The 16,123-nt window shown below is 71.3% G+C and carries 17 protein-coding genes; 6 read left to right on the top strand and 11 right to left on the bottom strand.

All coding sequences use genetic code 11. The features are described from left to right. Window positions 1–28 precede the first annotated feature (28 nt). On the bottom strand, window positions 29–637 hold the full coding sequence (locus ASF44_RS22480; protein ID WP_162243859.1) for a MarR family winged helix-turn-helix transcriptional regulator: 609 nt from the start codon (window positions 635–637) through the stop codon (window positions 29–31). Between the two features lie 161 nt (window positions 638–798). Here ASF44_RS22480 and ASF44_RS22475 point away from each other — a divergent pair, with 161 nt between their 5' ends. Genes ASF44_RS22475 through ASF44_RS22465 form a run of 3 tightly spaced genes read left to right on the top strand, consistent with a single transcriptional unit; the run spans window position 799 to window position 3,617 of the window. Then, on the top strand, window positions 799–1,422 hold the full coding sequence (locus tag ASF44_RS22475) for an SCO family protein (protein WP_056901491.1): 624 nt from the start codon (window positions 799–801) through the stop codon (window positions 1,420–1,422). After that, window positions 1,416–1,952, top strand: a complete 537-nt coding sequence (locus tag ASF44_RS22470; RefSeq protein WP_056901490.1) for a TlpA disulfide reductase family protein — start codon at window positions 1,416–1,418, stop codon at window positions 1,950–1,952. Before ASF44_RS22475 ends, ASF44_RS22470 begins: the two co-directional genes overlap by 7 nt. Window positions 1,953–1,982: 30 nt before the next feature. Continuing rightward, window positions 1,983–3,617 (top strand): hypothetical protein, encoded by a 1,635-nt coding sequence (locus ASF44_RS22465; protein ID WP_156374635.1) that lies wholly within the window; start codon window positions 1,983–1,985, stop codon window positions 3,615–3,617. Between the two features lie 49 nt (window positions 3,618–3,666). On the opposite strand, the gene ASF44_RS22460 is transcribed toward ASF44_RS22465, so the two are convergent. Together ASF44_RS22460 and ASF44_RS22455 are read right to left on the bottom strand one after the other, a co-directional pair. Further along, entirely contained in the window at window positions 3,667–4,629 is a 963-nt protein-coding gene (locus ASF44_RS22460) for a tripartite tricarboxylate transporter substrate binding protein (protein ID WP_056901488.1), read from the bottom strand. Between the two features lie 110 nt (window positions 4,630–4,739). Next, window positions 4,740–5,828 carry a tartrate dehydrogenase gene (locus ASF44_RS22455; protein WP_056901487.1) on the bottom strand — a complete coding sequence of 363 codons (1,089 nt, stop codon included), beginning with the start codon at window positions 5,826–5,828 and terminating at the stop codon, window positions 4,740–4,742. 117 nt (window positions 5,829–5,945) lie between these two features. On the opposite strand from ASF44_RS22455, the gene ASF44_RS22450 reads away from it, so the two are divergent. Beyond that, window positions 5,946–6,881, top strand: coding sequence for a LysR substrate-binding domain-containing protein (locus tag ASF44_RS22450; protein ID WP_056901486.1), 936 nt, complete (start codon window positions 5,946–5,948; stop codon window positions 6,879–6,881). Window positions 6,882–6,893: 12 nt separating this feature from the next. Here ASF44_RS22450 and ASF44_RS22445 read toward each other — a convergent pair whose 3' ends face one another. From ASF44_RS22445 to ASF44_RS22440, 3 genes are all read right to left on the bottom strand, one after another. Beyond that, window positions 6,894–7,826, bottom strand: a complete 933-nt coding sequence (locus tag ASF44_RS22445; protein ID WP_056901485.1) for an AEC family transporter — start codon at window positions 7,824–7,826, stop codon at window positions 6,894–6,896. A gap of 124 nt (window positions 7,827–7,950) precedes the next feature. After that, window positions 7,951–8,103 (bottom strand): hypothetical protein, encoded by a 153-nt coding sequence (locus ASF44_RS32610; RefSeq protein ID WP_200930648.1) that lies wholly within the window; start codon window positions 8,101–8,103, stop codon window positions 7,951–7,953. A gap of 132 nt (window positions 8,104–8,235) precedes the next feature. After that, window positions 8,236–9,375 (bottom strand): serine hydrolase, encoded by a 1,140-nt coding sequence (locus tag ASF44_RS22440; protein ID WP_235579312.1) that lies wholly within the window; start codon window positions 9,373–9,375, stop codon window positions 8,236–8,238. 172 nt (window positions 9,376–9,547) lie between these two features. On the opposite strand from ASF44_RS22440, the gene ASF44_RS22435 reads away from it, so the two are divergent. Continuing rightward, on the top strand, window positions 9,548–10,336 hold the full coding sequence (locus ASF44_RS22435) for a TerC family protein (protein WP_056901484.1): 789 nt from the start codon (window positions 9,548–9,550) through the stop codon (window positions 10,334–10,336). A 1-nt stretch (window position 10,337) separates the two neighbouring features. Here ASF44_RS22435 and ASF44_RS22430 read toward each other — a convergent pair whose 3' ends face one another. From ASF44_RS22430 to ASF44_RS22410, 5 genes are read right to left on the bottom strand one after another with little or no spacing between them, the layout of a single operon-like run. Further along, the gene (locus tag ASF44_RS22430) at window positions 10,338–11,312 is read right to left on the bottom strand and encodes a tripartite tricarboxylate transporter substrate binding protein (RefSeq protein ID WP_056901483.1); all 975 of its coding nucleotides are present in this window, start codon (window positions 11,310–11,312) and stop codon (window positions 10,338–10,340) included. 35 nt (window positions 11,313–11,347) lie between these two features. Then, on the bottom strand, window positions 11,348–12,112 hold the full coding sequence (locus ASF44_RS22425; protein WP_056901482.1) for an SDR family oxidoreductase: 765 nt from the start codon (window positions 12,110–12,112) through the stop codon (window positions 11,348–11,350). Next, a complete protein-coding gene (locus ASF44_RS22420; RefSeq protein ID WP_056901481.1) occupies window positions 12,109–12,798 on the bottom strand; it encodes a fumarylacetoacetate hydrolase family protein in 690 nt (229 codons plus the stop codon). Before ASF44_RS22420 ends, ASF44_RS22425 begins: the two co-directional genes overlap by 4 nt. A gap of 5 nt (window positions 12,799–12,803) precedes the next feature. Further along, the gene (locus ASF44_RS22415; RefSeq protein ID WP_056901480.1) at window positions 12,804–13,766 is read right to left on the bottom strand and encodes a tripartite tricarboxylate transporter substrate binding protein; all 963 of its coding nucleotides are present in this window, start codon (window positions 13,764–13,766) and stop codon (window positions 12,804–12,806) included. Window positions 13,767–13,792: 26 nt separating this feature from the next. Next, window positions 13,793–14,746, bottom strand: a complete 954-nt coding sequence (locus ASF44_RS22410) for a 2-hydroxyacid dehydrogenase (protein ID WP_056901479.1) — start codon at window positions 14,744–14,746, stop codon at window positions 13,793–13,795. 108 nt (window positions 14,747–14,854) lie between these two features. Here ASF44_RS22410 and ASF44_RS22405 point away from each other — a divergent pair, with 108 nt between their 5' ends. Beyond that, on the top strand, window positions 14,855–16,018 hold the full coding sequence (locus tag ASF44_RS22405) for a citrate/2-methylcitrate synthase (RefSeq protein ID WP_056901478.1): 1,164 nt from the start codon (window positions 14,855–14,857) through the stop codon (window positions 16,016–16,018). The last annotated feature ends 105 nt before the right edge of the window (window positions 16,019–16,123 follow it).

Below are 16,123 nucleotides of genomic sequence, written 5' to 3'. Positions count from 1 at the left end.
CGCGCGCGGCCCGGCGGCAAGCGCCGGTTCATGCGGAGATGCACCGTTCGTACAGGCGCAGCGATTCCTCGAACACGGAGAGCGCGCCGGGCACCGCCGCCATCGGCTGCAGGCTGGTGCGAAAGCCCTCGAGCAGCCGGTGCAGCACCGCATCGATGGTCTCCAGGCCGCGCGGCGTCAGCTGGACCAGGTAGCCACGCCGGTCGGACGGGTCGGGCATGCGCTCGGCCAATTCCTGCCTGGTCAGCTGGTCGATGCGGTAGGTCACCGTGCCGGACGTGACGCTGTGCAGCTTCAGGATGTCGGTGGGCCGCAGGGCATAGGGCGCTCCCACGCGCCGCAGCGCCATCAGCAGCAGCATCTCGTTGAGCTTCAGGCCGAAGCGTTCCGACTCGGCTGCGATCAACTCGTCGATCAGCATCGCGGCGCGGCGCACCCGGATGCCCAGTGTCAGCACGGTGATGTCGTCGGCGGCGAACTGCTGCTGCCACTGCGCCACCAGCACGTCCGAATCGCCCTGGATCGGATCGGCGTGCGCGCCGTCCGGCCCGAGACGACGAGCCGATGCCATCTGCTCCAGCAGGTCGGGGACGGTGGTCGACGGTGCGGGTCGGCGCTGGACAGGCGTTTTCTTCATGGCTGCGATTGCGCCCCGGCGAGGGCGGCAGGTCATATGCGGGTTTTCAAGTATCTTTAAGTTCAAGATACTTGATAAGGTGCGGGCCTTGATCCTAGCGCCGTGCCTGGGCCGCCGTGTCCGGGCTGCCAGGGGTCGCTCAGCCCGACGGGAGACTGCCCATGCCCAGCATCCGGGCCGCGGTGACGCGGCCGACCTCGGTTCTGTCACAGATCGGCCGCCTCGTGGCAGGCCTGCTGCTGTGCGGTGCCTGCGCCGCCGCACCGCCGGCGCCGGACGGCAGCGGCGCGCTCCCGGTCGGCCGGCCGTTCTCGCTCACCGGCACACGGGGGCAGCTGGTCGATGAGCGCAGCTTCAATGGCCAGTGGCTGGTCGTGTTCTTCGGCTACACGGGGTGCCCCGACGTCTGCCCGAGCACGCTGGCCGCGCTGGCGCACGCGCAGCAGCTGCTCGGGCCCAGGCCGCAGCCCGTGCACGGCCTGTTCGTCTCGGTGGACCCCGACCGCGACACGCCGCAGGTGCTGCGGGCCTACACCGAGGCCTTCGGTCCCGGGCTGTCGGCCGCGACCGGTACACGCGCCCAGATCGATGCCGCCGCGCGCGCCTTCCGCATCCGCTACGCCTTCGAAGGCGACGTGGCAGGCGGGCGCTACACCGTCAGCCACACCGCCGCAGCCCTGTTGTTCGACCCTGCGGGCGGCTTCGTGACGCTGATTCCGTATGGTGCGACAGGCGAGGACATGCGCGACACCATCGCAGCGGCCATGCGCCGGTGGTCATGGTGAGCCGGCGCGTGGCCTGGCTCGTGCTGCTGGCCGCGGGCCTGCTGGGCGCTGCTGCCGCGCCGGCAGAGTCCGCACGCCCCCCGGCGGCGGTCGGCACGTCCATGCCGGCACTGTGCTTCGCCGACGCTGCCGGGGGCGAGCGCTGCCTCTCCGACTGGCGCGGCCAGGCTGTGCTGCTGAGCCTGTGGGCGACGTGGTGCGCGCCGTGCAAGGCCGAGCTGCCGGAACTCGACCGCCTGCAGGCCCAGCTGGGCGGCCAGGGCCTGGCCGTGGTCGCCCTCTCGCTGGACCGCCATGGCGCGCCGCGCGTGCGTGCGTTCCTGCAGCGCGAGCGGCTGGGCCACCTGCAGGTGTTCGTGGACCCGGAGATGAACGCCCTGGCTGCAGCTGGCGTGCGGGCCATTCCGGCGGCGCTGCTGGTCGACGCGGGCGGCGTCGTCGTGCACCGCTTCGCGGGGCCCGTCGATTGGTCGGCCCCGGATGTCCGGTCCATCCTGTCCCGTGCGCTTGCCCTGCCGCCTTCCCGTTGAACCCTGCCCTGACCACCCTTGGAGACCGCCATGAAGACCTCGTCCATCGCCGCCGCCCTTTCGCTCGCCCTGGCGGCAGCCGGTGCCGCCGCCGAGCCTGCCTTGCCCCGCATGAGCGACTACCGCGCGCTCGACCGTGCGCAGCTCGGCCACCTGCGTTTCATCGCCAACCTGGCGGACCAGCCGTTCAACGACTGGTCGCGCATGGACAGCGCCGAAGCAGGCCAGGGCGGCTTCGACGCCTACCGCTACCAGCTGGCCATGATGAGCTACACCCTGAACCTGGCCAACTACCACTACACGCCGGCCTACCGCGAGCACTACCAACGCGTGAACGAGCGGCTCATCGACAAGATGCTGCGCTTCGACGTCTGGAGCTTCTGGGAGCAGACCAGCCGCGGCGCCAAGCAGTTCGACCCGGACCTGGTGCGCCTGTCGGAAGGCTGGATCGACCCCGTGGTGCGCCAGAACATCATGTACAGCGGGCACCTGATGCAGATGGTGGCCACGCACGCCGTGCTGTACGACTCCGACAAGTACGAGCGCCCCGGCGCGCTGACCTTCGTGCACAACCCGGTGGGCCGCGGGGTCGGCCGGGAAGAGTTCCGCTACGACGCGGGCAAGCTGGCCGAGACGCTGCGCCGCCAGTTCGAGGAAGGTGGCTACGCCGGCATCGAGTGCGAGCCCAACGCCGTCTTCGTGGAGTGCAACCAGCATCCGATCCTGGGCTTCAAGCTGTACGACTTCCGGCACGGCACGCGGCTCTTCGAGGAGGTGTCTGCGCGCTACCTGCAGGCGTTCGAGGAGCAGAAGTTCCTCGACCGGTCCAGCGGGTCGTTCATGCAGTACAAGCTCATCCGCCAGGACAAGGTGCTGCGCAACGACTTCGCCTGGAACGACGGCTGGGCCGGCATCTTCATGCATGCCTGGTCGCGGCCCGATGTGGAGGCGGCCTATCCGCTGCTCAAGCAGAAGTACCTGGTCGGCCAGCGCGATGGCACGGCCGTGATCCCGTTCAAGGCGCCGTCGCCGCTGTTCAGCTGGGACAACGGCTTCTTCGCCGCGCTGGCCGCGGAGGTCGGTGACCGCCAGGCCGTGGACGCGATGCTGGCCTATGCCGACCGGCACTGGGCGCCGACCTGGGTCGACGAAGGCCTGTACTACCCGCGCAACGATGCCTTCGCAGCGGCCGGGGCCGATCCTGCCGCCATGCCGCGCGACGCGTTCGCGACCCCGCGCGTCAACACGCTGACGGGCAACGCGCTGCTGGGACTGGCCCGCATCAACGTGCGCGACGGCCTGTACAGCATGGTCAACGCGCCGTGGCCGCGCAGCCATTTCAGCGAGCCCTTCGTCACCGGCGTCGCCTTCCCGCAGGCCTATGTGTCGCGTGCGGTGTACGACGCGCCGCGCCAGGCGCTGGTGGCCACGCTGCTGCCCGGCAACGCAGCGCAGCCGGGAGCCCGCACGGCGTTCCGCGTCGGCAACCTGGCGCGCGACGGCGTGTTCGACATCTGGGTCGACGGCAAGAACGTCGGCCGGCTCCAGGCCGGTGCCGTCGTCGCGCAGCGGGGCGGCACGCGGCTGGCGGTGGTGGACGGGCTGCTGGCCATCGACCTCGCGCTGCAAGGTCCGGTCGACGTGGTGGTCCAGCGCCGCAGCTGATCGCAGGCGGCGCGCGCGCCGTGCGCCGTCGGCCGGGGCACCCCCGCGCTCACTCGATCGCCACCTTGGCGTCCTTCACGAGCCGGGCGTACCTGGCGGTGTCGTCCTTGATGCGCGCGGCCATCTGCCCGGCCGTGTCGCCCACGGGCTCGGCGCCGATCTCCGCCATGCGCTTCTTGAACTCCGGTGCGTGGATGATCCTGACCATCTCGGCGTTGAGCCGGGCCACCACTTCGCCGGGTGTGGCCGCGGGCGCGAGGATGCCGAACCAGGTGCCCTGGTCGAAGCCCGGCAGACCGGATTCGGCCAGCGTGGGCACGTCGGGCAGCGTGCTGGAGCGCCGGGCCGTGGTCACCGCCAGCGCGCGCAGCTTGCCGCCCTGGATGTGCTGCACCAGCGGCGTGAGCGTGTCGAACGACAGGTCGATCTGCCCGCCCAGCAGGTCGGTGGTCAACGGCGCGCTGCCCTTGTAGGGCACGTGCACGAGTTCGACCCCGGCCAGGCCCGAGAACTGCGTGCCGATCAGGTGCTGCACCGTGCCGTTGCCGTTGGAGCCGTAGGCCATCTTGCCCGGCGCGGCCTTGGCCAGCGCGATGAGTCCCTTCACGTCGGTGGCGGTCGACTTGGCATTGACCACCACCACGTTGGGCACCATGGCCACCGTGGTGATGGGCGCGAAGCTCTTCTCGAAGTCGTAGGGCAGCTTGCGGTAGACGCTGGTGGCGATGGTGTGGTGCACGGCGCCCATCAGCAGCGTGTAGCCGTCGGCCTTGGACTTGGCCACGAAGTCCGCGCCGATGGTGGCGCCCGCACCGGGGCGGCTTTCCACGATGACGGGCTGGCCCAGTGCCTGCGACAGCGGCGTGGTCAGCGCGCGGGCCAGTGCATCCGAGCTGCCCCCGGGCGGGAAGGGCACCACCAGCGTGATCGGCTTGTTCGGAAATGCCTGGGCCGAGGCCAGCCCACAGGTCAGGGCCAAGGCGAGGGTGGCGAGCGTGTTTCGGCGGTTCATGCGTGTCTCCAGGAATCTGCGGGAAAGCTGCGGGCAGGGCCACCCCCGCAGCGCTTGGCGGCTGCTTCGCGGGGGAGCGGACGGGAAAGGCGGGCGCGGGCCCGCCGGCTTCAGGCGGCCTTGCGCTGGGCGCTGCCCGCCACGAGAGCGCAGACGGCCTGCGTGACCTGGGCCGTGGTGGCCTGGCCGCCCAGGTCGCGCGTGTGCAGTCGGGGGTCGGCCGTGACCTGCTCGATGGCGGCCATCACGCGCTGGGCGGCGGCATGCTCGCCCAGGTGTTCCAGCAGCATCACCACCGACCAGAAGGTGCCGACCGGGTTGGCCAGGCCCTTGCCCATGATGTCGAAGGCCGAGCCGTGGATGGGCTCGAACATCGAGGGGTAGCGCCGCTCGGGGTCGATGTTGCCGGTGGGCGCGATGCCCAGGCTGCCGGCCAGCGCGGCGGCCAGGTCCGACAGGATGTCCGCGTGCAGGTTGGTGGCGACGATGGTGTCCAGCGTGGCCGGGCGGTTGACCATGCGCGCGGTGGCGGCGTCGACGAGTTCCTTGTCCCAGGTGACCTCTGGAAACTCCTTGGCGATCTGCACCGCGATCTCGTCCCACATCACCATGGCGTGGCGCTGGGCGTTGCTCTTGGTGATGACGGTCAGCAGCTTGCGCGGCCGCGAGGCGGCCAGCTTGAACGCGAACCGCATGATGCGTTCGACGCCGGCGCGGGTCATCATCGACACGTCGGTCGCCGCCTCGATGGGATGGCCCTGGTGCACGCGGCCGCCCACGCCGGCGTACTCGCCTTCGGAGTTCTCGCGCACGATGACCCAGTTCAGGTCGCCAGGGCCGCAGCGCTTGAGCGGCGCGTCGATGCCGGGCAGGATGCGCGTGGGCCGCACGTTGGCGTACTGGTCGAAGCCCTGGCAGATCTTCAGGCGCAGGCCCCATAGCGTGATGTGGTCGGGGATGTGCGGGTCGCCGGCCGAGCCGAACAGGATCGCGTCCTTGCCCTTGAGCGCCTCCAGGCCGTTGGCCGGCATCATTTCGCCGTGAGCGCGGAACCAGTCGCCGCCCCAGCCGAAGTCTTCGAACTCGAACGCGAAGCCGCTGCCGCCGGCGGCCAGGGCCTCAAGCACTTCGCGGCCGGCCGGCACGACCTCCTTGCCGATGCCGTCGCCGGGGATGGTGGCGATCCTGTAGGTCTTCATGGTCCGTCTTCCTTTGGGAGCAGTGTGGTGATGGACGGACTGTAGAAACCTCTGCGGGTGCTGGATCGGCGCTAGAGTGAATGCATTGTTAACTTCGATTCAACATGGGAGATCGCGATGGGCCACGGCATCCAGCCCGCCGACCTGGGCTTTTTCTCCACCTTGGCCGGCGCGGCCAGCCTCAGCGCGGCGGCGCGCGAACTGGGCGTCACGCTGCCCGCCGTCAGCAAGCGGCTGGCGCAGATGGAGGCGCGGCTGGGCGTGCCGCTCGTGAACCGCTCGACGCGCCGCATGGGCCTGACCCCCGAGGGCGAGCTCTACCTGGAGCACGCGCGCCGCATCCTCGCGGACATCGATGGCCTGGGCGAACTGCTGGGCCTGTCCAAGGCCACGCCGCAGGGCCTGCTGCGCGTGAACGCCACGCTGGGCTTCGGCCGCAGCCACGTGGCGCCGCTGGTCTCGCGCTTCGTGCGCCGGCATCCGCAGGTGCAGGTGCAGCTGCAGTTGTCGGTCAGCCCGCCGGCGCCGACCGAAGACCTGTACGACGTCTGCGTGCGCTTCGGCGCGCCGCCGGACAGCCGGGTCGTCGCGCGCAACATCGGCGCCAACCGCCGGCTGCTGTGCGCCGCGCCGGCCTACCTGGCGCGGCACGGCGTGCCCAGGGTGCCGCACGACCTGGCGGCGCACAACTGCATCGGCATCCGCCAGGGCGAGGAGGCCTACGGCCTGTGGCGGCTGACGCCGGCCAAGGGCAAGGGCCGCAACGCGCGGCCCGAGGCCGTGAAGACGCGCGGCAGCCTGGCGACCAACGACGGCGAGATCGCGGTGAACTGGGCGCTGGACGGCCACGGCATCGTGATGCGGGCCGAATGGGATGTGCAGCGCCACCTGCGCAGCGGCCGGCTGGTGCAGGTGCTGCCGCAGTACAGCACGCCCGACGCCGACATCTACGCCGTGTACCCGCAGCGCCACCAGATGTCGGCCCGGGTGCGCGCCTTCGTCGATTTCCTGGCGCAGGCCTTCACGCAGCAGGGCGAGGCCGAGCCGGGGTGAGCGCAAGGGGTCTCAGACCCAGGCCAGCCAGAGGTTGATCGTCAGGAACGACAGCGTCATCGCGGCCAGCAAGGCGGCCGCGCACAGGCCTTCGAGCTGGTACTTCTGCGCCAGCACCGCGTAGACGCTCATCATGGGCACGCAGGCATAGACCAGCGCGGCCTTGGCGAGCTGCGCATCGCCGGGCGGCAGCAGCGTGAGTGCCAGCAGCACCATGAGCGGGTGCAGCACCAGCTTGCCCAGCGTGATGGCCGCCACGTCGGCCAGCATGCCCCCGGGCTTGAGGCCCACCAGCGCACCGCCGATCGCGAACAGCGCCAGAGGGCTCGCGCTGCCGGCCACGATGTTGATGGTCTGGTGCAGCACGGCCGGCACGGGCAGGTCCAGCGCCGACACCGTGAGGCCCACCGCGATCGCCACGACCAGCGGGTTGCGCACCATGGCATGGGCGAGGCTGGCGAGGCGCCGCAGCACGCTGCCCGAGCCGCCGCCGCTGTCGGCCACCGACAGCGCCAGCGGGATCATGAGCAGGTTCTCCACCAGCATCACGAGCGCCAGCGCCACGCCCGCCGTGGGGCCCAGCAGCTGCGAGGCGATCGGGTAGCCGACGAAGGCGCTGTTGGAGCCCGACATGCCCATGCCCATGACCGCGGCCTTGGTGACGCCTTCGCGCCGCACGCGGCGCGCCCAGACGAAACCCAGCGCCAGCGCCGCGAGCGAGCCGGCCGCGTAGGCCATCAGGAAGCGCGGGCTCAGGATCTCGCCCAGCGGCCGGCTGGCCAGCGCGCGCAGCAGCAGCGCGGGCAGGGCGACCAGCGTGGCGAAGCGGCCCAGCACGCGCACCTGCGTGGCGTCGAACACGCGCAGGCGCACGCACAGGAAGCCGGCCAGGATCAGCAGGTAGATCGGGCCGGTGGCCGCGAGCACGTTGCCGAAGGCCGTCATCGCTCAGGGAAACGGTCGGTGCGCATCATCGTGGGGCGGACCGGATGGGGTGGGCGGCCCGGGTGCCGCAGCGCTGCACGGGGCCGGGGCGCCCGTGCAGTCCATGGGCCGCGGGCCGCCAGGATCAGGCGGGCTTGTTCTTCAGCTTGCCCTTGGGCATGACCGTGGTGGTCGGGGGCATGGGGCGCGTCGACGTGCTGGAGGTGGACGGCGGCGGGCTGCTGTCCTTCTTCGGCTTCTTGGTCATCTTGTTGCTGCGCTGTTCGCCTTTGGCCATGGTGTGGTTTCTGTTGGGTTGTCGGACGTGGATCGGCGGTGCGCCACCACGGGCTGTGCCGGCCGATCGCACGGATTCTAGGGAGCGCCGGGGCCGGGGTCGCCGCGTGGCGCCCGGCGGCGCGCCGGCGGGTCAAAGCACCGCCCGGTGCACCAGATCCTGCACGGCGAACACCGGGCTGAGCTGGTCCTTGCGGTAGTAGTTCCCCATGAAGACCACGTAGACCAGCTCCGACCCCGGCACCACCACCAGCCGCTGCCCGCCCAGGCCGATGCCCAGCGTGCCGAAGGCCGCGCCGTCGGGCCGCCGCGCCAGGTACCAGTGGTAGCCGTACTGCACGCCTTCGAAGGCCGCGGCGCGCGGCGTTTGCGAGGCCGCGATCCAGTCGGCCGGCACCACGCTGCGGCCCTGCCAGCGCCCCTGGTCGAGCAGCAGCTGGCCCACGCGCGCGAGGTCCGGCGCGCGCATGCGCAGGCCCGAGGCTGCGGCGGCCTCGCCGTTCAGGCCGGGCGTCCACTCCACGTCATCGATGCCCAGCGGCGCGAACAGCCGGGCGCGCGCGTAGTCCAGCAGCGGCATGCCCGTGCCGCGCGCGACCAGGTGGCCCAGGATGGCGGTGGCGCCGCCGCTGTAGCGCCAGGCCGCGCCCGGCGCGCCGACGATGGGCTGCGACAGCACATGGCGGTAGCGGTCGGCACTGCGCTCCATCGCGATCTCGCTGTTGCGCGGGTCGGTGTAGGGCAGGTCTTCGTTCCACGCCAGGCCCATGGTCATGGACAGCACGTGGGCGATGGTGATGGCGCGCCGGCCCGGCTCGGCGGCCAGGTCCGCATAGGCCGGGAAGGCGTCCAGCACGGGCTGGTCCGGCGCCGGCACCTTGCCCTCGGCCAGCGCGATGCCGTAGAGCAGGCCCACGATGCTCTTGCTGACCGAGCGCAGGTCGTGCCGCGTGCGGTCGTCGAAGGCCACGTGGCCCAACGGCGTGCCCCAGCGCTCGTCGGGGCCGGCGTAGTAACGCTCCAGCACCAGCGCGCCGCGCCGCACGACGACCACGGCGTGCAGGTCGGCCAGCTTGCCGCTGCGCACGCCCGCGTCGATGCGGTCACCGAGTTCGGGGGCGATGCCGGCGGTGGCCGCATCGGTGCGCGGCCAGGCGAAGGAGACGCCGCCGGTGTCGGCCATGGCGGGTGCGCAGGCCAGCGCGGTGGCGGCGCCAGCTGCCTGCAACAGGACGCGGCGGCTGGTCGACGGCGGCGGGGTGGCGGGCGGCATGGTCTGTTCCCAGGGTGGTTCCGCCCGCGAATGTACGGCAGCCTCCCGGCCGGTGGGCAGCACGGCACCGGCCATGGGACATGCCGATGAAACCCCCGACCGCGGCCGGGCATTGGGGCCGCCGCGCAGGGCCGACGCATGATCTGCCCGGTTGCATCCACCGGAACACACCATGGAAAGCCTGCAGGCCCTGTTCAACAGCCCCGCCGCCTGGGCCGCACTCGCGGCGCTGGTCGTGATGGAGGTCGTGCTGGGCATCGACAACCTGATCTTCATCTCCATCCTGTCGAACAAGCTGCCCGAGCACCAGCGCGCCCGCGCGCGGCGCCTGGGCATCGGCCTGGCGCTCGTCATGCGGCTCGGCCTGCTGTCCATGATCGCCTGGCTCGTGGGCCTCACGGCGCCGGTGTTCGACCTGGGCTGGCGGGGCGACGTGGGCCCCAGCGGCCTGCCGAGCTTCGAGACCGAGTTCTCGTGGAAGGACATGATCCTGATCGCCGGCGGCCTGTTCCTGATCTGGAAGGCCACCAAGGAGATCCACCACGCGGTGGACCCCGTCCCCACGGGCAGCGTGTTCGAGAAGGGCGCCGGCACGGTGGCGCTGTCGTTCTCGTCGGTGATCGTGCAGATCATCCTGCTCGACCTGGTGTTCTCGATCGACTCCATCCTGACGGCCGTGGGCATGACGGACAACCTCGCGGTCATGGTCATCGCCGTGCTGGTGGCCGTGACGGTGATGCTGCTGGCCGCCGAGCCGCTGGCCAACTTCATCAACAAGAACCCCACGGTGGTGATGCTGGCGCTGGGCTTCCTGCTCATGATCGGCGCGGTGCTGATCGCCGAGGGCTTCGGCGTGCACGTGCCCAAGGGCTACATCTACGCGGCCATGGCTTTCTCCACGGTGGTGGAGATGCTCAACATGCTGTCGCGCCGCGCCAGGCAGCGCAGCGCGGGCACCTAGTTCAATCCGGCTGGATGTTGGCGGCCTTGACCACCTTGGCCCACTTGGCCAGGTCGGACTTGATCACCGCCGCGTACTCCTGCGGCGTGCCGCCCTGGATCTCGATGCCTGCCCCTTCCAGCTTGGCGCGCACGTCGGGCAGCTTCAAGGCCGCGTTGATCTCGGCGTTGAGCCTGTCGACGATGGCGCGGGGCGTGCCGGCCGGCGCGAGGAAGCCGCCGTTGGTGTTGGCATCGAAGCCCTTGAGGCCTTGCTCGTCTGCCGTGGGCACGTCGGGCAGGGCCGCCGTGCGCTTGAGCGTGGAGACGGCCACGGCACGCACGTTGCCGCCCTTGACCTGCGGTGCGATGGCGCTGATGGTGTCGATGTACAGCGCCGTGCGCCCGCCCAGCAGGTCCGGGTGCGCGGCCGACGAGCCCTTGTAGGGCACCAGCAGCATCTCGGCGCCCGAGGCCATGCGGAACATCTCGGCCGCCATCTCCTGCGCGCTGCCGCGGCCCGAGGTGGCCACCTTGGCCTGGTCGGGGTGGGCCTTCATCCAGGCGATGAACTCGGGCAAGGTCTTGGCCGGGATCTGCGGGTAGATCGCGAACACCAGCGGCACCACGTGCGTGTAGACGATGGGCTCGAAGCTCTTCTCGGGGTCCCAGCCCAGGTTCTTGAACAGGAACTTGTTGATGTTGTGGCTGCCGCCCACGATGCCGATGGTGTAGCCGTCGGCCGGCGACTTGGCTAGCACGTCGGTGCCCAGGTTGTTGGAGGCGCCGGGCCGGTTGTCCACGATCACGGGCTGGCCCAGCGACGTGGCGAGCTTGTCGCCGACCACGCGCGCGATGGTGTCGATGGCGCCGCCGGGCGGGGCCGGCACGATGATCTTGATGGCGCGCGTGGGCCAGGCCTGGGCCGAGGCCAGGGCCGGTGCCAGGGCCAGCACCGCGGTGGCGGCCAGGGCCTGGATCAGTGTCTTGCGTTGCATGCGTGTCTCCTCGGGGTGGAATCGGAACATCGTCTTCAGCCGCGGCCCACGAAGGGCATGGCGCTGGCCATCACGGTCATGTTGAGCACGTTGGCCGACAGCGGCAGCGCGGCGATGTGGCGCACCGCATCGGCCACGTGCCTGGCGTCCATCATGGGTTCGGGCGCGGTCGTGCCGTTGGCCTGCAGCACGCCGCGCGTCATGCGCTCGGACAGCTCGGTCAGCGCGTTGCCGATGTCGATCTGGCTGGCCACGATGTTGAAGGCGCGGCCGTCCAGCGCCAGGGCCTTGGTGATGCCGCTCACGGCATGCTTGCTGGCGGTGTAGGGGGCCGTGAAGGGCCGCGGCACGTGGGCCGAGATCGAGCCGTTGTTGATGATGCGCCCGCCCTGCGGCGACTGCCGGCGCATGAGGCCGAAGGCGGCCCGCGCGCACAGGAACACGCCGGTCACGTTGGTGTCGAGCACGGCGAACCACTTGTCCAGCGGCAGCTCGTCCAGGGGCACGGCCGGCGCGTTCACGCCGGCGTTGTTGAACACCACGTCGATGCGGCCGTAGGTCTTCTCGATGGTGTCGAACAGGGCCTGCACGCTGGCCGGGTCGGTCACGTCGGTCGACACGGCCAGCGCGGCCTGGCCGCGTGCTGCCGCCTCGTCCACGAGGGCGTTCAAGGGGTCGGCGCGGCGGCCGGCCAGCACGACGGTGAAGCCGTCGGCCAGCAGGCCCAGCGCGGCGGCGCGGCCGATGCCGCTGCCGGCGCCGGTGACGAGCGCGATTCTTGGAGACGTGGTGGTGTTCATGTCGGTCGGGGTTGAACGGTCATGGAAAAGTCTTTGACGCCGGCCACGCCGCCCGTGATGCGGTCGCCGGCTTGCAAAGGGCCGACGCCTGCGGGCGTGCCGGTGAAGATGAGGTCGCCCGGCAGCAGCGCCACGGAGCGCGAGAGCATGGCGACGAGCTCGGGCACGGGCCACAGCAGGTCGGCGATGTCGGCACGCTGGCGCTCGAGACCGTTCACGGCCAGCCAGATGGCACCGGTGCGCGGATGCCGGCCGGCCGCCGGTACCAGTGGCGTGCAGGGTGCGGAATGGTCGAAGGCTTTGGCTGGCTCCCAGGGGCCACCGGCGCGCTTGGCCTGTTGCTGCAGGTCGCGGCGTGTGAGGTCCAGGCCGGCGGCATGGCCCCAGATGTGCTGCTCGGCCTGCCCGGCATCGATGTCGCGGCCGCCACGGCCGATGGCCACCACGAGCTCGATCTCGTGGCAGAAGTCGGCGGTTTCGGGCGGGTAGGGCAGTGCACCCTCGGCCGGCACCACGGCGCTGGCCGGTTTCATGAACCAGGCCGGCATCTCGGTGGGCCGCGGCTCACCGGCGCTCCAGGCGTAGTTGCGGCCGATGCAAAACACGCGGTTGACCGGGAACACCGCGGCGGTGTCGGCCACGGCCAGGGTGGCCGGCGCGGCTGGCGGCAGCACGTAGTGCGTCATCGCGCTCAGTCGATGGTGATGTTGCGGGCGCGGATGATCTGGGCGTAGCGCGCCCGGTCGTCCTTGATGAGCTTGGCGAATTCGGCCGGCGAGGTCGCGCGCGGCACACCGCCCAGCGCCACGAAGCGCGCCTTCACGGCTTCGTCGGCCAGCACGGCGCGCAGGTCGGCTGCGATCTTCTCCTGCACGTCCTGCGGCGTGCCGCTTGGCGCCAGCAGGCCGATCCACGAGATGGCGTTGAAGCCTGGGATGGTGCCTTCGGCCAGCGTCGGCACGTCCGGGAATGCCTGCACCCGCTTGTCGCCCGTGACGGCCAGCGCACGCAGCTTGCCGGCCTTGATGTGGCCCGAGGCCTCCAGCACCGTCATGAACGACAGCTGCACATGGCCGGCCAGCAGGTCGGCGATGGCCGGTCCGCCGCCGCGGTAGGGCACGTGCAGGATGAAGGCGCCGGTCTGGTCCTTGAACATCTCGGTGGCCAGGTGCGGCGCGCCGCCCGCGCCCGAGCTGCTGTAGCTCATCTTGCCGGGCTGGGACTTGGCCAGCGCGATGAACTCGGCCGCGGTCTTGGCCGGCACCGCGGGGTTGACCATCATGGCCAGCGGCAGTTCGGCCACCAGCGACACCGGGGCGAAGGCCTTGTCGGCGTCGTAGGGCATCTTGGGATACAGCAGCGGGTTGATGGCCTGCGTGCCGATGTTGCCCAGCAGCAGCGTGTAGCCGTCCGGCTTGGCCTTGGCGACGAAGTCGGCGCCGATCTGGCCGGCCGCGCCGCCCTTGTTCTCCACGATCACGGGCTGGCCCCAGCGCCGGCCGAGCTGCTCGGCGATCACGCGGCCACCGGTGTCGGTGCCGCCGCCGGGCGGGAAGGGCACGACCAGAGTGACCGGCTTGTGGGGGAAGGCCTGCGCGAAGACGGGTGCGGCGGCAGCCAGGGCCAGGGCGATGAGAAGGCGTCGAGGGAACATGTCGTGTCTCCGGAAGGTGGTGTGGTTCAGCTCGTCAGGCTCAGTGCGGGGCGCTGGCCGGCCAGCGCCTGGTCCACGCTGTCGAGCACCATCTGCGCCATGGCCGTGCGCGTCTCCCAGGTGGCGCTGGCGCGGTGGGCCTGCAGCGTCACCTGCTCGTGTTCGCGCAGCGCCTGCGGCACGCGCGGCTCGTCCACGAACACGTCCAGGCCGGCGCCGGCGATGCGGCCGGCCACCAGAGCCTCGGTCAGGTCGCCCTCGTTGACCAGGCGGCCACGCGCCACGTTGACGAGGAAGCCGCGCGGGCCCAGCGCGTCGAGCACGGCGGCGTTGACGATGCCCTCGGCCTTGTCGGCGGCGGCGCACAGCACCAGCGCGTCCGACGCGCGCGCCAGCTCGACCAGGTTGGCGACGAAGGTGTAGGGCACGTCGTCCATGGCGCGCAGGTCGGTGTAGCCGATGGGGCAGCCGAAGGCGGCTGCGCGCACCGCCACGGCCCGGCCCACGCGGCCCAGGCCGACGATGCCCACGCGCATGCCCGAGAAGCGGCGGGCCAGCGGGATCGCGCCGGGCGAGGGATGAGCCTCCCACAGGCCGGCGCGCACGAAGCGGTCGCCCGCACAGAGGTTGCGGCAGGCTGCGATCAGCAGGCCGATGGCGAGGTCGGCCACGTCCTCGGTCAGCGCACCCAGCGTGGCGGTGACGGGCAGGCCGCGTGCGCGGCAGTAGGCCAGGTCCACCGCGTCGGTGCCCACGCCGTTCACGGCCACCACCTTGAGGTTGGGCAGCTGCTCCAGCATCTCGCGCGAGATGCCGGTGTGGCCACCCGTGGTCACGGCCTGGATGGACGCGCCGTGCTCGCGCAGCCAGCCTTGCGGGTCCTTGAGCTCGAAGTGCTTGTGCACCTCGTAGCGCGCGGCCAGTTGGGCGTTGACGGCCGGGATCAGGATGGGGTTGAGTTGCAGGACACGCGGTTTCATGGGCGGCGGAAGCTCGGTTGGCGAAGGGTGGCGCATGGTAGTTTTATGTTGATGTCAATGTAAATATTGATGTATAAAATCAACATATAGACATTGCAGCGATCGACCATGGCTTCCTGGATTTCGATGGACGAGGCGTGCCGCCAGCTCGGCGTGCGCGCGCAGACCGTGTACGCCTACGTCAGCCGCGGCAAGCTGGAGGTCACGCCCGACCCGGCCGACACCCGGCGCAGCCTGTACCGCGCCGAACACGTGGCGGCGCTGGCCAAGCGCAAGCAGGCCGGCCGCAAGCACGAGACGCTGGCCGCCAACACGCTGTTCGGCGCAGAGCCCAGCGTGCCCACGGCGCTGACGGCGTTCTTCAAGGGCAGGCCGCACTACCGCGGCCGCGACGCGGTGGAACTGGCCGGATCGGCCACGCTGGAAGAGGCCGCGCAGTGGATGTGGGAGGCCGAGCAGCCCGTGGACTTCACCTCGGTCGGCGCAGCGGCCCCGGGTGCCGCCCCGGCCGCACCCCCCGGCCGCGCCGCCGCGTTCACGGCGCTGGCCGCGCTGGCCGCGTGCGGCCACTCCACGCGCGGCCGCCGCACGCGCGTGCTGCACCAGGAGAGCCAGGGCCTGGTGGGCGTGGTGGCGGATGCCTTCGGTGCCAAACCCGGGGCCGGGCCGCTGCACCAGCGCCTGGCGCGCGGCTGGAAGCAGCCGGCCGCGGTGGCCGAGTTGCTGCGCATGGCCATGGTGCTGCTGCTGGACCACGAGCTCACGAGTTCGGCCTTCGCCGCGCGCATCGCCGCGTCCAACGCGGCCTCGCTGCCGGCCTGCCTGCTCGCCGGGCTCAGCACGCTGTCGGGGCCGCTGCACGGCGACGCCTCGGGCCGCGTGCGCGCGCTGTTCTCCGAGGTCGAGCGCCTGGGCGAAGAGCAGGTGCTGGCGCACTACCTGTCCACCGGCCAGCCGTTCGCCGGCTTCGGCCACTTCCTGTACCCCGACGGCGACCCGCGCGCTGCGGCCCTGCTGGCGCGCTTCGAGGCGCCGCCCGTGATCGCGCGCTTCATCGAACGCGTGACCACGCTCACGGGCCTGCAGCCCAACGTGGACGTGGCGCTGGCCGCGCTGGTGGCGCACCACGGCCTGCCGCCCGATGCGGCCTTCGGCATCATGGCCACGGCGCGCAGCGTTGGGCTGCTGGCGCACAGCCTGGAGCAGCTGGGCGTGACGCAGGTGATCCGGCCGCGCGGGCGCTACGTGGGGCCGGTGCCGGCGGGCGGGTAGGGCTTCGTCCGGAAGGCGGAGGCCATCGCAGGCACCGTCCCCGGGCGCATCTTCAATGCCCGAGGGCTGCGGGCGTGGCCCGCACGGGTGGACGTGGGGCGGTGT

The sequence above is a fragment of the Pseudorhodoferax sp. Leaf274 genome (assembly GCF_001422445.1).
Taxonomy (GTDB): domain Bacteria; phylum Pseudomonadota; class Gammaproteobacteria; order Burkholderiales; family Burkholderiaceae_C; genus Pseudorhodoferax.
The sequence above is the reverse complement of the archived record's forward strand: the minus strand, read 5'-3'. Positions and strand labels throughout refer to the sequence as shown.

Coding starts and splice junctions, on each gene's coding strand:
- ASF44_RS22475 (WP_056901491.1), top strand. CDS start 799: ATGCCCAGCATCCGGGCCGCGGTGACGCGGCCGACCTCGGTTCTGTCA.
- ASF44_RS22425 (WP_056901482.1), bottom strand. CDS start 12,112: ATGAACACCACCACGTCTCCAAGAATCGCGCTCGTCACCGGCGCCGGC.
- ASF44_RS22405 (WP_056901478.1), top strand. CDS start 14,855: ATGGCTTCCTGGATTTCGATGGACGAGGCGTGCCGCCAGCTCGGCGTG.
- ASF44_RS22450 (WP_056901486.1), top strand. CDS start 5,946: ATGGGCCACGGCATCCAGCCCGCCGACCTGGGCTTTTTCTCCACCTTG.
- ASF44_RS22435 (WP_056901484.1), top strand. CDS start 9,548: ATGGAAAGCCTGCAGGCCCTGTTCAACAGCCCCGCCGCCTGGGCCGCA.
- ASF44_RS22430 (WP_056901483.1), bottom strand. CDS start 11,312: ATGCAACGCAAGACACTGATCCAGGCCCTGGCCGCCACCGCGGTGCTG.
- ASF44_RS22480 (WP_162243859.1), bottom strand. CDS start 637: ATGAAGAAAACGCCTGTCCAGCGCCGACCCGCACCGTCGACCACCGTC.
- ASF44_RS22440 (WP_235579312.1), bottom strand. CDS start 9,375: ATGCCGCCCGCCACCCCGCCGCCGTCGACCAGCCGCCGCGTCCTGTTG.
- ASF44_RS22415 (WP_056901480.1), bottom strand. CDS start 13,766: ATGTTCCCTCGACGCCTTCTCATCGCCCTGGCCCTGGCTGCCGCCGCA.
- ASF44_RS22465 (WP_156374635.1), top strand. CDS start 1,983: ATGAAGACCTCGTCCATCGCCGCCGCCCTTTCGCTCGCCCTGGCGGCA.
- ASF44_RS22420 (WP_056901481.1), bottom strand. CDS start 12,798: ATGACGCACTACGTGCTGCCGCCAGCCGCGCCGGCCACCCTGGCCGTG.
- ASF44_RS22410 (WP_056901479.1), bottom strand. CDS start 14,746: ATGAAACCGCGTGTCCTGCAACTCAACCCCATCCTGATCCCGGCCGTC.
- ASF44_RS22470 (WP_056901490.1), top strand. CDS start 1,416: ATGGTGAGCCGGCGCGTGGCCTGGCTCGTGCTGCTGGCCGCGGGCCTG.
- ASF44_RS22445 (WP_056901485.1), bottom strand. CDS start 7,826: ATGACGGCCTTCGGCAACGTGCTCGCGGCCACCGGCCCGATCTACCTG.
- ASF44_RS22455 (WP_056901487.1), bottom strand. CDS start 5,828: ATGAAGACCTACAGGATCGCCACCATCCCCGGCGACGGCATCGGCAAG.
- ASF44_RS32610 (WP_200930648.1), bottom strand. CDS start 8,103: ATGGCCAAAGGCGAACAGCGCAGCAACAAGATGACCAAGAAGCCGAAG.
- ASF44_RS22460 (WP_056901488.1), bottom strand. CDS start 4,629: ATGAACCGCCGAAACACGCTCGCCACCCTCGCCTTGGCCCTGACCTGT.